At 39.8% G+C, this 14,647-nt stretch carries 11 protein-coding genes; 6 read left to right on the top strand and 5 right to left on the bottom strand.

Features of this window, described 5'->3' with window-relative positions:
* Window positions 1-569 precede the first annotated feature (569 nt).
* The 3 genes from V7K73_RS02985 to V7K73_RS02975 all read left to right on the top strand — a co-directional run bounded on the left by V7K73_RS02985 (window position 570) and on the right by V7K73_RS02975 (window position 4,068).
* A complete protein-coding gene (locus V7K73_RS02985) occupies window positions 570-1,211 on the top strand; it encodes a hypothetical protein (RefSeq protein ID WP_334876995.1) in 642 nt (213 codons plus the stop codon).
* Window positions 1,212-1,495: 284 nt separating this feature from the next.
* Window positions 1,496-2,788: a hypothetical protein gene (locus V7K73_RS02980; protein ID WP_334876993.1), complete on the top strand. Its 1,293-nt coding sequence runs from the start codon at window positions 1,496-1,498 to the stop codon at window positions 2,786-2,788.
* An 890-nt stretch (window positions 2,789-3,678) separates the two neighbouring features.
* Window positions 3,679-4,068: a hypothetical protein gene (locus V7K73_RS02975; RefSeq protein WP_334876991.1), complete on the top strand. Its 390-nt coding sequence runs from the start codon at window positions 3,679-3,681 to the stop codon at window positions 4,066-4,068.
* Between the two features lie 179 nt (window positions 4,069-4,247).
* Here V7K73_RS02975 and V7K73_RS02970 read toward each other — a convergent pair whose 3' ends face one another.
* Window positions 4,248-4,895 carry a pentapeptide repeat-containing protein gene (locus V7K73_RS02970; protein ID WP_334876990.1) on the bottom strand — a complete coding sequence of 216 codons (648 nt, stop codon included), beginning with the start codon at window positions 4,893-4,895 and terminating at the stop codon, window positions 4,248-4,250.
* Window positions 4,896-5,085: 190 nt separating this feature from the next.
* Entirely contained in the window at window positions 5,086-5,580 is a 495-nt protein-coding gene (locus V7K73_RS02965; RefSeq protein WP_334876988.1) for a hypothetical protein, read from the bottom strand.
* Window positions 5,581-6,315: 735 nt separating this feature from the next.
* Between V7K73_RS02965 and aroF the strand changes: the two genes are divergently transcribed.
* Window positions 6,316-7,188 (top strand): 3-deoxy-7-phosphoheptulonate synthase, encoded by an 873-nt coding sequence (aroF, locus tag V7K73_RS02960; RefSeq protein WP_334876986.1) that lies wholly within the window; start codon window positions 6,316-6,318, stop codon window positions 7,186-7,188.
* Between the two features lie 410 nt (window positions 7,189-7,598).
* Here aroF and V7K73_RS02955 read toward each other — a convergent pair whose 3' ends face one another.
* From V7K73_RS02955 to V7K73_RS02945, 3 genes are all read right to left on the bottom strand, one after another.
* Entirely contained in the window at window positions 7,599-8,675 is a 1,077-nt protein-coding gene (locus tag V7K73_RS02955; protein WP_334876984.1) for a T3SS effector HopA1 family protein, read from the bottom strand.
* Window positions 8,676-9,073: 398 nt separating this feature from the next.
* Complete coding sequence (locus V7K73_RS02950) at window positions 9,074-10,315, bottom strand: phosphotransferase family protein (RefSeq protein WP_334876982.1); 1,242 nt, start codon at window positions 10,313-10,315, stop codon at window positions 9,074-9,076.
* A gap of 617 nt (window positions 10,316-10,932) precedes the next feature.
* Window positions 10,933-11,799 carry a WYL domain-containing protein gene (locus V7K73_RS02945; protein ID WP_334876980.1) on the bottom strand — a complete coding sequence of 289 codons (867 nt, stop codon included), beginning with the start codon at window positions 11,797-11,799 and terminating at the stop codon, window positions 10,933-10,935.
* Window positions 11,800-11,898: 99 nt separating this feature from the next.
* Here V7K73_RS02945 and cas3 point away from each other — a divergent pair, with 99 nt between their 5' ends.
* The gene (gene cas3 / locus V7K73_RS02940; RefSeq protein ID WP_334876978.1) at window positions 11,899-14,118 is read left to right on the top strand and encodes a type I-D CRISPR-associated helicase Cas3'; all 2,220 of its coding nucleotides are present in this window, start codon (window positions 11,899-11,901) and stop codon (window positions 14,116-14,118) included.
* 281 nt (window positions 14,119-14,399) lie between these two features.
* Window positions 14,400-14,645 (top strand): hypothetical protein, encoded by a 246-nt coding sequence (locus V7K73_RS02935; protein WP_334876976.1) that lies wholly within the window; start codon window positions 14,400-14,402, stop codon window positions 14,643-14,645.
* Window positions 14,646-14,647: the final 2 nt, after the last annotated feature.

The raw sequence follows: 14,647 nt of genomic DNA, 5'->3' as shown, positions 1-14,647 counted from the left end.
CTCAAGCTCATGGTAATATTATTTTACTGTTAGGAGAGATTATTTTATACATCAAGTTGTAAAGATGCTAGAACAGGTAATTAGGTGCGCTACCTCCAAAAAACAAAAATTATTTAACCCACCAGGTAAATCCCCAAAAGCGGCAACGTGCAAGGCACAGAGCTTTTGAAATTCTGCTTATATAAGGTATTAAATAGCTCACAAAGTCCTCTTTTAAGAATCATTAAAGCTAGCTAATAAGGGATAAAACCCTCTGAAAGCGGCAAAAAATTAGACAAGAATAAATAGAAAATTTTTGAGAGTAAGTCAGTTGTTTTTCGTGTATCTAACAATATCGAAAAGCCAAATTTGTCTTGTCAATAAGAGATTAACATTGTGTGTTTTATTTAGATATTGATTTTTTGTGGTTAGTTACGTATATAAAAGCCCTATTTCATTGCTGAAAACTTAAGCTACCTCGACCAAATCAGGCAAACACTTAAATTTACAAATGATTTAGGACTGCTAGATCAATCTTGATTTAGTAACAACTCGATTATTAACAACTTTAGCTACTTAACAGGAAAAACATGAATATCATTGTTCGTTTGTTTGGAGCGATCGCTCTCCAAATATCTGCGATCGCTGCGATGTGTACTATGGCAATGTCTAATGACAAACCCCTACCTGTCTATACCCAAGAGACTCCTGCTGCTTCTCAACAGAAAACAACGCAAAAGATTTGCTCTTTAGATCCCATTGAGGATTTATTGCCTCCAGTACAAACAAAGGCAAGTAATTCTTTACTTTCTTACCTTGCTGAACAGGGTTTTATACAGAATCAAGAGGGTTCTTGGGTCTGTTATGCGAACGATCCTAAAAAACAAGGGCGTTACTTTACCCTATTTAAGGTTAAACAAATTGATGACAGGCTCATAGCAAGTTCTTTCCTAGATGAGGGCAATCTGATTCAGGGACAGGAAAATCGTAGTGTGGACTTCTTTATGATGCTGATTAAGCATCATACAAATACTAGTCCAGAGAACCGTCAAGGTATACGTAGGTATTTAGAAGCCTTTGTCTCGTTAGTAAAAGAAGGGAAGATCAAACCCACACCTCGTGGGTTTCTTTTCGACCAACCAAACCGGGCATTGGTCTTATATCACACACTCTCATCAGGAAATCTCAAAGGTACCGGAATCACGATCAACATTTCTTTAGCTAAGAGTTGAATGAACTGGGGAGTAGATAGTGGGGAGTGAAATGAGTATAGACGGCATTCAAACCTCACTCAACTTGTATAGGACTTACACAGCAAGTACGAAATGTAGGGGTAATTCATGAATTGCCTCTACGGTAAATCAAGGCTTTCAGTGCTTTTTGCGTAAGTCCTATTGAATTTTTAAAGCTATTAATATCGACCCTACGGACCCAAAGAGGGACGTGAACAACCAATGAAATTGCTGTCATTTAGTGGAGGTGCATCTTGCCTAAATCAATCGTTCAAAGAATTGCAATGTCATTCCCAAAGCGTCTCGTAGAGAAAGCGGTTCGGTTTGCGACTATCGGATTCTCATCAGTTGCAGTAGTACTTACTACATATCAGTCGGCTTTTGCACAGCTTAATATTGGCCGCTATGGTATCCAACAAGGACTGGAGTCTGAGTATCTCCAGTACCAAATCAATAACCAGAATCTGAGCCAGATGCGAGTCATTCCTGGATGTGATGTGGGATTTGGTCTGACCTGCAATAAAACTGGATCGGTAATCCAGCGATTACTGGATTTAAACGACGGGACTAGCTATCAAGACCTGCTAATCCGAGCAGCTGGTGGGGAGAAAAACTTCCAGAATTTCGCTAGCTTTTACGATAACAATCCCAATCTCTCTGCGGTGCCTTACGCCTCATTTTGGAGAAACCAATCCCCCGCAATCATGGATAGTTCTCAATACCTTCTTGGAGAACCTGTTAGCCGCAATCCAGTAGAAGGACTCGGACTTGTAACCAAGCAGTTTTACTGGTCACCATACTCAGGAACCAATAACTCCCTTAGTCTCCGTAATGGATTACTAGACTTGAAGTTGTCATACGGACGACTACTCTTTGAGCAAGCCTCAAAAATTCCCAACATTAAGGAGCAGATTCAGTCTTTAGGTTTGTCGCCAGAGATGACGAATTTCTACTTCAATAAAATCTCTACAGGCTTGAATGCGTTGAGTTCTGGAAATCCAAACCAACTCCAACAGAGGATTTTTGAAGTACTATCTTTTCCATACTCCGAAGATGGTGGGGAACTCGGACGTCCCAATAACGCGATTCCACAGGAATTTAGTCAGATATTGGGAGAAGATATCCCAGGAGATATATTGCTGAGTGATAATCCAGTAGCGTTGGATGGAGAAGTAATGGGCTTTGATACTTCCCCTGCCTTTATAGGAGATGTTTTAGTACAAGACAGTCCTGGTTCCTTTCCACTGTGGCCAATATTCGGAATTGGGGGTCTTGCTTTAATTCTGCTTCTACTACTGAATGGTGATAGTTCTTCAGCCCAAGCATCTGTTGCAGCTGTTTCTTCAGGAAATGCACCTTTGTCTCTCACCAGCGCAGGCGAATGCGATCTGACTCCTAGTGGTAATGGTTCCGATCACACACAGATCATTGAGATACCGTGTAATGTTACTCCTAAAACCCCTACGGAAGTGAAAAAGGTAGTGGAGCCATCAATGATCAAAGCGCTTATATTGCTAATTGTTTTACTATGCATAGTCCGTTATAAACACCGCTCTTTAAAAATCCGTAATTCATAATTCTTATCAGAGAGATGGGTCTAAAAGCCCGTCTTAACAATTCAAAATTCACGCATTCAAAATCAAAGACATCAGGGCTTACGCTTTCAAGGCAGTGAAAGCCCTGATTTCCCGTAGGGGCAATTCATGAATTGCCCCTACATTTCGTACCTAATGCGTAAGTCCTAAAAGTATTTTTTTAGAAATATTAACATAAAAATCTCTAGTTATAAGTCCCTAATCTAATTTCTCCCCTTGGGTATATAACTTAGAAATATAAGCAAAACTCTTGACAGATATAGCTGAAGTTTTATTTTGCTAAACCTATAATTAAACCCTTGTAAACATTAAAAGAGCTACTGAAAAATGTTATGTAGTGATTTTTTAAGTAGGTAGACGGAATTAAACATATAATAAACCTCACCCTCAATCCCTCTCCTTATAAAGGAGAGGGAAGCCGGAGGGAGGGTGAGGTTTTATATTTAATTTGACCCACTTACTTAATTAAAAAACAGAACAATAAACATAAACCCCAAATATCGTTATTGGCAAATTTTTTTTGATATCTAAATCGTTTGTCATGATTTATGTAAACTCAAGTCTTGTTTATAAAATTTTGCTGAAGTTTCTTCCTGAAAAAACGTCTATATATTCCTAAGGAAACAGTGTTGCCAACCTAATTACGATGACAGAATAATAATTAGGATATTTTTCCAAATAACTAGTTAGTTAACCAGCTAAGTAGGTAGGCAAGATAAAACCAAACTATGTAACGAAAAGTAAAATGTCTGTATTTGGCTCGTAGTTGCGCTTTAGCGCTAAAGCGCAACTACGAGCAAGTGATGATTATTTGCGCCCACTTACTTACCAAAAATTAAAGGATTAAATAAATATAGTAGAAGGTAAATAATATGTATCATCCTCAAATGTTGCCAAAAACTGTAGCAGTTAATAGTAATTTACATCAAGTAATCGTGAGTGAAGCAACAAAAAATAAAGCACAAACACATGAATTAACTATTACTGATATAGCGATATTTTTATCCCCTGTTGGCTTTGTAATTAGTGGGATGTTTTTTTTGTTAATATTGCGAAAAATTCGGGCGATTTTAGATTATAAAATGGTGTTTTATGCCAAAGGTTTAGATAAACTACCTTGTAAAAACTGTAGCTTTTATTCCAATAATCATTATCTAAAATGTGCAGTTAACCCTTCTATTGTTCTCACCGAAGAAGCGATGAATTGCTCTGAATACTCACCCAGCAAGAAAGATTCTTCCTCCAAAAATCCCTTTGACTAGAAATAATAATTATTAAGATGATCGCCGATCGGAGGCGATCGCCAAACCCAAACTTTTGAAAAACTGTGCTGTAATGGTCAAACCGAGAATCAGCAACCAATTCTGGTAATACCTCAATGGCGTGTTCCTGGCGTTGGAGGTGTGCAGATCCTTAAGAAGAAGTTTGAGGCAAGCCTCAGCTATTGATAAATTGAGCCATCAGGCATAATTGCCCCTGCTAAGTTAGTACCAACTAATTTAACCAGAAGGCGCTCACCAGAGCGAATCCGCGCTCCAGTTAAGTCGGCTCCTCGTAAGTCGGCCCCACTGAGATCCGCTCCAATCAAATTAGCAGCGCGTAAATTTGCCTCTCTGAGATCCGCTAAAAGTAGATTTGCCCGAAATAAATTTGCTTCAGATAAATTCGCCCCTCTGAGGTTGACTTTGTGCATAAAAGTATCGCTGAGATTAGCACCGCTCAAATTCGCATAACTCAAATTTCTGCCAGATAAGTCTTTATTGCTCAAATTTGCCCGACTGTAATCTTTGCCACTCAAGTCTGAGTTTTGCTTTGGTGGTTTCTGGATTGTTTGAGATGGTTTTTCCTCTTGAGGTGGCGGTGAGTGATGTATAGTTTGATGTTTGGTTTTTAGAGAGCGCAATTTTTCACGAGCTTCATTTATGGCTTTGAGCTTGTCTTGTGCTTTCTGCTGTAAACGGAGATTGTCTTTGGGAATGCGATCGGGATGCCAAACAAAGACTAAATCTTTGTAAGCCTGGTTCACTTCTTCAAGTGTAGCCCCAGGCTCTAATTCCAAAACTCTATAGTAGTGCTCCAGATCGCTCATACGATATTTTGGTGGACAATCAACTTAATTATGAGTGATGGAGCAATCTATTGGCTGCATCATTTGTTATGGGTTATGGGGAATTGGGGAATTGGGCATCCCTTCGGCTTACCTCGGCTCCGCTCGGCACGAGTTGCTCAGGGCAAGTGGGCATTGGTTATTAATTCTTATCCCTCACTCCCTCACTCCCTTACCTCCCCATCTCCCCATTTCTCCATCGGGCGATCGCTCTCAAATATGCTGTAACTGGAATCTGATAAATTTCAATCACAATCCAAACAATAATTGATAAATGTGATAAGAAAGTTAATATCGTCCAAATATATGGCGTCCAGGTAATGGGTTCTTTGAGATTAGCAGGAAAATAGTAAGCTACTATGCCAATTAGAGTAGTGGGAAGAATTACAAAAACTGCTGCTGCTAGTCCATAACCCCAACCTAATTCCACACCTTCCAACTGGCCTTCTGTCCAACTAAACCCATTCCAACGCCAAATTAAGGGGGGTTGTCTAGAAGGCATCTTGATTTGCTCTAGTTCTAAGTTGACTGTAAAAATCTCTTGGCAAAACTCACAAGCCATAGCTTCCATCAATGGCATGTGAGAAATCTTACCTATCCGACAGACTGGGCAGGGGTAAACTCCATAGTAGTCGAAAGATTGGGCTAAGATTTTGGAACTGGGCATAATGAAACTGAATGATCCTAAAAAGTTGATCTGGTCAATGAGAACTTAGGTAAGAATAATGGATGGCGATCGTGAATTATCTGCAATAAACTTTCGCAAGGTGAGATGACAACTCAGGAGAATTATATATTTTAACTTCTCAACGAAGAGGCGGTTCTTGAAGGGGGCTAAAAGCTTTGGGTAAATGACCTTTAGAGGCAGGGGAGCAGGGAGCAGCTTTCAAGGGAAAAGATTCTAGGTTCCGCTTGCCACAGGCGTTTGAGAGCAACTAAATTTATTTATGGCTTTTGGTCTTTACTCGCACATTTGTACTGAGTCTATCGCTTTTTTAGGGTTTGTGGGGGTCTTGACACAGCTTACTCTTCCTGTTAATGTTACTTTACATAGACGTATTTATTAAGTTTTCCAGCGAAAGCCCCACAAATGCTTCAGACAAATTCCTACTTTTATTTTTGGTATAGGGTGGTTCACCGGGGGTGAATTGAGTTTCCTAACGGAAACCACCCGGTGAACCGCAGAGCGAACTCTGCGGTTTTTGTTGTTTTAAGGAGAATTTCATCGTTATGACTTATTTCAGTAGCTGGTTTTATGGCTTTTACTTCTGGCCCAGACTAAGTTCCGGGTAAATAGCGTCATGTCGATGATTCAGAACGCGCCCGGAACTCTTCAAAGGTTCCGGGCTTTTTTGTTATCGCAAAATAGTGTCCAATATTTAATTTTTAGGAGAATAGAATCATGATTAACGCCAAACTTGCCGCACAATCTCATCCAAACCACCAAACAATCGTTAAAATTTCCGAAAAAGTCGCTTTCGGGGGCAAAGAACTAGTAATTATCGGCGGGCCTTGCACTGTTGAAAGTTTAGAACAAATGGAGATAGTCGCCCAAAAGCTATCTACTGCATCCGTTCAGGGGTTGCGTGGCGGTGTCTACAAACCCCGCACATCTCCCTACGCTTTCCAGGGTATGGGTGAAGATGGATTGGAAATTTTGGCAAGGGTGCGATCGCATTACAATATGCCAGTTGTCACCGAAGTTATGTCAATTTCTCAAATTGAAGTAGTCGCCGCCCACGCTGATATGCTTCAAGTTGGTAGCCGCAATATGCAAAACTTTGACTTGCTTAAAGCTTTGGGACAAGCTGGTAAACCAATATTACTTAAGCGTGGGTTAGCAGCGACAATTGAAGAATTCGTCATGGCTGCTGAATATATCCTCAGCCACGGGAATCCTGATGTGGTGTTGTGCGAAAGAGGTATCCGCAGTTTCGATGATTACACCCGCAACGTTTTAGATTTAGGGGCAGTGGCAGCACTCAAGCAAATAACTCACCTGCCTGTGATTGTAGATCCTTCCCATGCTGTTGGGAAACGAGAGTTGGTTGCACCTGTGGCTAGGGCTGCGATCGCTTGCGGTGCTGATGGATTAATTATTGAATGTCACCCAGAACCAGAAAAATCTGTTTCTGATGCCCGTCAAGCACTTTCTTTAGAAGATATGGTGCATTTAGTTGATAGTTTAAAGCCTGTAGCTACAGCCGTTGGGCGCAGTATATCAGAAGCAATCGGGGCGGGTTTGAAATCTGCCCCGATTTTTTGTGCTGCTTAAATTTTAATCATTTGTCATGCTCAGGCGCTGGTAGTGGTAGATGAACCTGCGAGCGATCCATCAACTCCAGCGTCGGGGCTGGTGGACTTAATGCTGGCATAATTTTAATCGAACTGCTACTTAAACTTTATCTAAGTTGAGAACCGTAGTTTTCGCCCTCTCCCTAAATCCCTCTCCCAAATCTGGGAGAGGGAGTTTGAAATTCTCGCTTCCCGAATTCCAGATTTGGGATTCGGGGTTCTTATCTAAGTTGAAAACCGTAGTTTTCACCCTCTCCCTAAATCCCTCTCCCAAATCTGGGAGAGGGACTTTGAAATTCTCGCTTCCCGAATTCCAGATTTGGGAGAGGGCAAATCCTTTTCATCATGGAAGAACTATAGGTTTCAAGATAGACGTGGTTTAAATGCTACTCAATTTAGAGGGATATAAATATCTTGAGAATTAGGATTAAGGTATGGACGCTGCAAGTCGATTGTATGGCGGGCAAAGTGTTCGTCAATTGTCTTCATCCGTTCTTCCATCGCATTTTTACCTTTTTGCCAAGCTTCAAATAAAGCATTAGCGACTATTTGGCAACGGTTCATCCCAAAACTTTCTTGTGCTGCAAATTTTTGGGTTGGTTCTTCGGCTAAACCTAACCCTGGTGCTAAAAATTTTGTAAACAAGGGAATTTCTGGCTGGAAATGGGATTGATTTTCTAAATAAACAGCCTGAAGGATTGTGCGAATTGCTGGATAGTCGGGGAGTTCAAAGTAGAGTAGCCCCGAATCATAGCGTCCGTATGCACTGGGATTGTGAAGAACCTGAAAGCTAAAGGGAATCGAGGCTGCATTCAATTGCAGTGTCAGGCAATACATGAGAGCGATCGCACCAGATGGCGTAAAGTTAAAATAAATTCGCCCTGCTCCTAAATCAGCATCGGGGTTACTTTGCCGTTCCTGTCCGATATTGCTAACTGCCAAATAACAGCCATTTTGCAGTCGATTTTTGGGCATCCAGATTGCTACCATATCACCCACTTTGGTAGATTTCTTGCTGGATTTTAGATGGCAGTCTGGCTCAACATAAAGTGTTAAACCGCCTTTAGTCACCGCCATAGTACCATCAGGTTCTTTACGCAACACCTGCCATCGGGGGTCAAAGTAACCTATGCCGTGATTACTGGTGTGCAATTGCTCGTAAAAATTCCAATCAATTTCCAAAATGGAATTATCTGCTAAATTCTGCTTTGGCGTATCACTATTGACTGCTAAAGTACTTTGTAGAGAGCCATTGTAATAGATTCCATAAAGAAAGTTTCGCAGCAATAAAGTGAGATATTTATGTTGTAAATCTACAGAATTGTGCTGAAATCTTTCGGCTATTTTAGTCGGCAGAGCAAAGGGTTGATAATTAGGATGATAAATACAAAAATTTGACTCAATCTGAATATTTTTAGCAATGTCGAATAGAGAATTTAGCGGTTGATTGATAGAGTTATTTAGCATTAATCAATTTAAAATTTAAAGTTTAAAATCAAAAATTAGGAAACCCCTCTGGGGCAAAAATCCTGGAAAAATTAGAATAGGGCAATACGCAGAACAATTTAAAACTTCGCAAAAATCCAGGATAGAGAAAGAGTCTAGTATATTCATTTCTGAAATTTTATACTGATTTTTTAACTATTCTGACTCCTGAATTCTTATTTAACTAGTTCCGTGGGTTTAAGTCCCCCGGTTCTAAAACCGATAAGTAATGCGATTAGGGTTAAATCGCACGTTGTAATGCGAGTCGGAAACCGTCCCCACAAAAGCACTCTTCATTACAAAACAAAATTTACGAATTACGAATTACGAATTACGAATTACGAATTACGAATTATTTTAAATTGTTCTGCTCCCTGCCATTAACAACCGCGAAGCCGAGTTTTTTCGTAATAAATGCGAAGTAACTGTGCCTCTTTTATAGGTTGAGGAAGTTTATGAATTTTTGCTACAGGATTCAGAATTTCTGACTCTGAGATCCCAAAAATTGTCAATACAGCTTGCTGCGGCATAGTGAGTAAACTTTTAGCCACTTGGAGCATACAAATGTCAGCATTGTTAAAAGATTTTTGGCAGGTAATCATATCCTGAATTTGATGAATCAGTGCTAGCCCCGCAAACTGGATAACTCGCACAATAAAATCATTGCGGTATTCCAAAATCATCGGGAAAGCATTTAGATAAGCCCTAATTAGGGCAATGATTGAAGGTTGTAAACTCTCCAATGGTGTCAATGGTAAAAGTAGAGATTCTTCTAACTCAATGGTGGGATCTACTACGAGACTCTTGAGCCAAATTCCTAAATAGCTTGCTAGTAAAGTACCTAAATCAAAAGCTGGATCTCCCCAAGAACAAGCTTCCCAATCAATTAGTCGTATTAGGCAATTGTCTAGTTTATCCCATTTGGAATGAACCAAAATGTTGTTCAATTTCAGGTCGTTGTGAGTCAAGCAGCAAGGATTCCAGTCGTATGCCAAATCTGCGATCGCAGATTCCAAACTCTCCGACTGCTGGTATAGTAGATAGAATTTCAGCGCATCCGTGGGAACTGTCCCAAAAATCTCCGGCCCAATTGACTCTAACCCTTGCGCCGGATTGTAAAAGCCATAGCGAAACTCTCCTTGGGGAGCAGTTGCCATAAAATCCTTATATTCTCGGCGGTTATAGGTTGCGCGATGGAGTCCTGCTAAAGTAGTGCCGATCGCTGTGGCAATTTCTTGCGGAAAAATATCATTGTTGTGGTATAATGTCGCAAAGTCCAGATATTCACTTAAGTAGTTGCGGACAAGGATAGAATTTTCTTCGTCAAAATGCACTACCAACGGTGCAATCGCGGAAATATTGCCAAGAACTGGAAACTGCTGGAGCAACTGATGAAATAGCCACTCCTGAAACAATTCATGGGGCGCGGCGTGTTTGTTGTTAACGTTACGTTCTTGTTTAATGAGCAGTTGACGATTATCTCCTAGAGTCACTAGTAAATCGAAATTGTTTTTACTACTTCCTGGCAACTCAGATTTATCTGATGCGTCATCTTCTGAGCTACACAGCCCCGCTTCTTGCAGATACTGGATAACGTTATGAGAAGACAGTGATAATACCATGTATTATTTCCTACTTCATGAAATTACTTAAACTTGTACTTAGCAGTTGTTGGTAGATAGTGAATAACAATAGAGATTTGTACAATCTACTAATATCGCATATTTGGGAGAAAAACCTGCCAAAATGGCACCAAGTCTTTTACAATTGGTTTAAAATTCGCTCCTAGATAGCGTGGCATCTTTACACTTGATCGGCATAGTTACTTAGATACATCTAGAGCAAGTTTTGTGGTAGAACCTTTTGATAAGAGGCAGGGGGCAGATATTGTTTGATGTTCAGTAGTCATCCTGAAAGCAGCGAAGAATTTCAGTAATCCTTCGTGGTAGGAAGCATGACATTCAACGCTATTATTTTTATTTATCATCCCAAAGCTAAATAAACCGGAATTTTTAAGCAATTAGTAATTATTTTTTTCTTTAATTTTCAGAATTTATGTCTGGAAGGCTTGTTATTAGGTCATTTGTCTTACTTACGTATTGTAGATGGCTATAGGCGATCGCAGATAACGGCTACATGAGTGCATCTTATGGAAGTGTACTTTTGTCAAGGATGAAAAGACCTCTCAGAAGGTTTTACGTAGTAAAACTGTCCCTCTCCGAGGCGGAGAGGGGAAGAGTTAAGACATGGTTTCGATATCGTATAAATTGCAGAGGGTGAGGAGTTTTTGTTTGAGGCGATCGCGCACATTTTTAGGTAATATAACTACACAATCTGGCGCATACTGCATCACTTCGCGGATAAACCAAAATGTACTAGATACTCGCCTGACAACTCGCCGAACTCGCGCTTTATCTGGTAGCCACTCATTAATATTGTCTTCAAGTTTAGCTTGATAGGCAAAAGCCAAGCCAGCAAATAGATGCATTTCCACTTCTATTTCATCCAAGTTAGTACGCCACTCACCAGAAATTGGCATGACAGCAGCTTCTGTAATCCTGTCTAAACGTAAACTCCAGTTGTTAAGCAGTTCTGGTATATCAAAGTTTCCTTCTGTCTCTTCGCACCAGCAATCAAGATATTGCCGCTTTTCGTGGGGTGTAACTTTGGCGTGACGAACCGTAAAGTTTAATAAACGTCCAGTTGCATCTTGATAGGAAAGCTGAAAGGGTTGTTCACGCAAGATATAGCGGTCTATTTCTAAGCGCCAAGCCGGGGGCAAATTCTCTAAGAAACGTTCGATTTCGCCTCGCAACGGTAATGATAGTTCGCTGCGTTCGAGAAGTAAGTTTGCAATAATTTTGGCTTGTTCAATTTGCCCGATGTCTGTCAAAGCATTGATACATCTATGTAATGCTTTGATGCGTGGTTCTTTCCAATCGTTATTGTTACCGATGAGTAACTTACGTTGAGCGATCGCTTTAATTAACTTAGAGATGTTAGGCTCCTCTCCCCACATCATACCGAATTCACCAGCGATCGCTTCTAGCTCGACTTTATCCCGTTCTGATATCGACAGTGTAATAGATTGACCTTTTCGACTCATTAAAATGTCCGTGTACTTTATACGTATTTTCTCTTGTCAACTTCTATTTTGCGTGGCATTATAGTTTTTAACAACCAGTTACGGACACTATTTAAGTGTATGTCCGAAAATTACAGAATTACTCTCAAGCCTGTTTACTCGCAAACTGTCCCCACACCTGACGGGGTAAAATTACCTAAAGATTGGTCGCTTTCTTGGCATCAAGCCGCAACTTTAGAAGCGTTGCGCGATCCAAATATTGATGTCGTGTTCAACACTGCGATGACTGGCGATGGTAAAAGTCTCGCCGGATACCTGGATATTTTGCAAAGACACTCTCCTGTTTTAGGGCTATATCCTACAAACGAACTCGCTAGAGATCAAGAAAAGCAAATTAAAGGATATATTGAGCAATTTCAGCCTGAACATAAACCGCGCGTTAATAGATTAAGTGGACAAGAATTAGAAATTTATGCTGAAGAAGAAAATTTGAAAAAAGGCGCAGCCTTAGAAACTCGAACTGCACAATCGGATATTTTGCTTACCAATCCTGATATTTTTCACTATCTACATTATGGTGCATATTTATTGTTCAAAGATAATCCTGATAAACTTTGGAATCGAATTGACAAGAGGTTTAATCTCATTATTTTTGATGAATTCCACGTATTCCAAGCACCACAAATCGCCAGTGTAATCAACACAATGCTATTGATTCGTCACACCAACAGGCGTAAAAAGTTTTTATTTCTTTCTGCTACACCAAATCCGCAATTAATTGAGAGACTTAAATTAGTAGGTTTTCGCTGTCACCCCGTCAACCCAATAGAAGAAAAAGACCCAAAGTATCAATTTCCTGATACCATTGCTGAGTCTCAGCAGCTAGAAACCCAAGGTTGGCGAAAAGTTACGTGGGAAATATCATTGCAATTTATCGATTTAGAATCTACATCCAAAGCATCTGAAACTTGGTTAAAAAATAATTCAGAATTGATTTTAAGTCATTTGCAAAAGCATCCAGGTAGCAAAGGTGCAATTATTCTTAACTCCATTGCTGCTGTGAAGCGGTTAACTGATTTTTTCAAAACTTTTCTCCAGCCGTATAATTTCACAGTTGAAGAAAACACTGGTTTATCTGGTAAAAAAACCAAAGAAGAATCCTTTCATGCTGACTTAGTTTTAGGAACTAGCACTATTGATGTGGGTGTTGATTTCAAAATCAATTTCTTGTTTTTTGAATCAGCAGACGCGGGTAATTTTATCCAGCGTTTAGGCAGACTGGGACGACATGATCGTTATGAATGTAACGGACAGCAGATTAATTTTACTAACTTTACTGCTTATGCACTTGTTCCTAAATTTTTGGTGAAAAGGCTTTTTGAAAAAGATGAGAAGGATAAAGCACCACTATTGAAGTCAGGCGAAGTTTATGAACGTCCTTTTTTTCATGATCAAATTAGGGATAAATACCGCAAAATTAATGATTTTACAGGTTATTACTTTAAATGGGGTGTTGTTCAATCTATGCGACTGGTTCGACAATTGGGACATCCTAATATTAAACAGCAATATGCAGCAGGTAGTCAGGAAGCACTAAAGAAAGATTGTGAGATAGTTTTCAGCACTGACAAAAGAAAAGCCAATCTTAAAGCAGCCTTTGTCCGTAGCAAAGAATGGGAAGAAAAATGGCACAAACTTTCAGGAACAGATAAGGGAAATCCTATTTTAGAGGAGGCTGTGAGTTTTCGGGGTAAAAGTCCTTTGCTGTGTGGAATTTACGACACTACAGAGCAAAATGAGGCTGATAAGTTCAAAACCTACGATTTACCAGGAATTCTCAGCAACTTGGAAATTGAACCGATGAAGGGGACAGAATTTGAACGATTGCGACAAGCGACAGCAGAACGCACAGACACAATTATTCCCAAAGGCAGATTTAAAAACTGTCTAGGATTTATGAAATTACTTCGCTATCGAGAAGAAAGACTAGATTGGAAATTTACTTATCCTGGGGACTTGAAACCCTTTGCTGATACTTGGGATGTGCAGGTGTTGTTAGGTATTCAGGTTTGGCAACCTGCAAACTATTGGATTAGTGAAATTAACAAGCAATTGAAGAAACAGGCATTAGTTAGTTATCTGCTGCCTTTTCCCTTAGAGAGATTACGTCAGCAAGGAAGATTGCCAATGCACTTTCAGATTTACCCAATTAGTGACCAATATAGTGTTTTAGATAATACACCACCATACTGCATTGCCTTTGGTCAGTCTGCACTATTGCTAGATACCTTGAGAGATTGGTTTAAGAGTAAAGGGGATGAAATATGGATAACCCCATGAGATCCCTAATAGGGATTAAACTGCTTTTTTAGCAGTGTAGAGTCAGCATCAGTGAATGATGAATCTGTGTTTCAATCCCTGAGAAGGGATTATTTTAAGACCCTACAAGCCAAGGATAGCACGAAAGAGGCATTCACACAGTCTGGTTTTTTAATGGTTACAGAATCATAATTCACTGATAAAGTTTAATTAAGCATTTTTCGACTTAAATCGCTGGTCTAACTAAAAACCAGTATGTATGCTAGGCTCTAAGGTAATCGTTTAAACCAGGAAAAGCTTAGATGCAAAGCCAAAACTCTGACTCGTTAGACCAACTCCGTTATGTGATCAATGATCTGATTGATCGCATTAAAGCGCAGCAGCAGCACAATCTTATTCAAGATAATCGACTCTCAGACCACGACAATCGAATTCAAGAAAACGAGGAATCAATCGAATTTTTATTCAGAAAAGTTAGTCAATTTGAGTATCTAATTGGCAGAAATCAGGAACTAGAAGAGAACAAGGACTTTGACTTGCGAGATTGAAA

The sequence above is a fragment of the Nostoc sp. genome (assembly GCF_036916975.1).
In the GTDB taxonomy this organism is placed as follows: domain Bacteria; phylum Cyanobacteriota; class Cyanobacteriia; order Cyanobacteriales; family Nostocaceae; genus Nostoc.
This window is presented reverse-complemented; position numbering and strand designations above follow the sequence as displayed.

Bases quoted from the DNA above. Each gene is read 5' to 3' on its own strand.
- cas3 (WP_334876978.1), top strand. From the start codon at position 11,899: ATGTCCGAAAATTACAGAATTACTCTCAAGCCTGTTTACTCGCAAACT.
- V7K73_RS02950 (WP_334876982.1), bottom strand. From the start codon at position 10,315: ATGGTATTATCACTGTCTTCTCATAACGTTATCCAGTATCTGCAAGAA.
- V7K73_RS02975 (WP_334876991.1), top strand. From the start codon at position 3,679: ATGTATCATCCTCAAATGTTGCCAAAAACTGTAGCAGTTAATAGTAAT.
- V7K73_RS02935 (WP_334876976.1), top strand. From the start codon at position 14,400: ATGCAAAGCCAAAACTCTGACTCGTTAGACCAACTCCGTTATGTGATC.
- V7K73_RS02955 (WP_334876984.1), bottom strand. From the start codon at position 8,675: ATGCTAAATAACTCTATCAATCAACCGCTAAATTCTCTATTCGACATT.
- V7K73_RS02980 (WP_334876993.1), top strand. From the start codon at position 1,496: ATGTCATTCCCAAAGCGTCTCGTAGAGAAAGCGGTTCGGTTTGCGACT.
- V7K73_RS02945 (WP_334876980.1), bottom strand. From the start codon at position 11,799: ATGAGTCGAAAAGGTCAATCTATTACACTGTCGATATCAGAACGGGAT.
- V7K73_RS02965 (WP_334876988.1), bottom strand. From the start codon at position 5,580: ATGCCCAGTTCCAAAATCTTAGCCCAATCTTTCGACTACTATGGAGTT.
- V7K73_RS02985 (WP_334876995.1), top strand. From the start codon at position 570: ATGAATATCATTGTTCGTTTGTTTGGAGCGATCGCTCTCCAAATATCT.
- aroF (WP_334876986.1), top strand. From the start codon at position 6,316: ATGATTAACGCCAAACTTGCCGCACAATCTCATCCAAACCACCAAACA.
- V7K73_RS02970 (WP_334876990.1), bottom strand. From the start codon at position 4,895: ATGAGCGATCTGGAGCACTACTATAGAGTTTTGGAATTAGAGCCTGGG.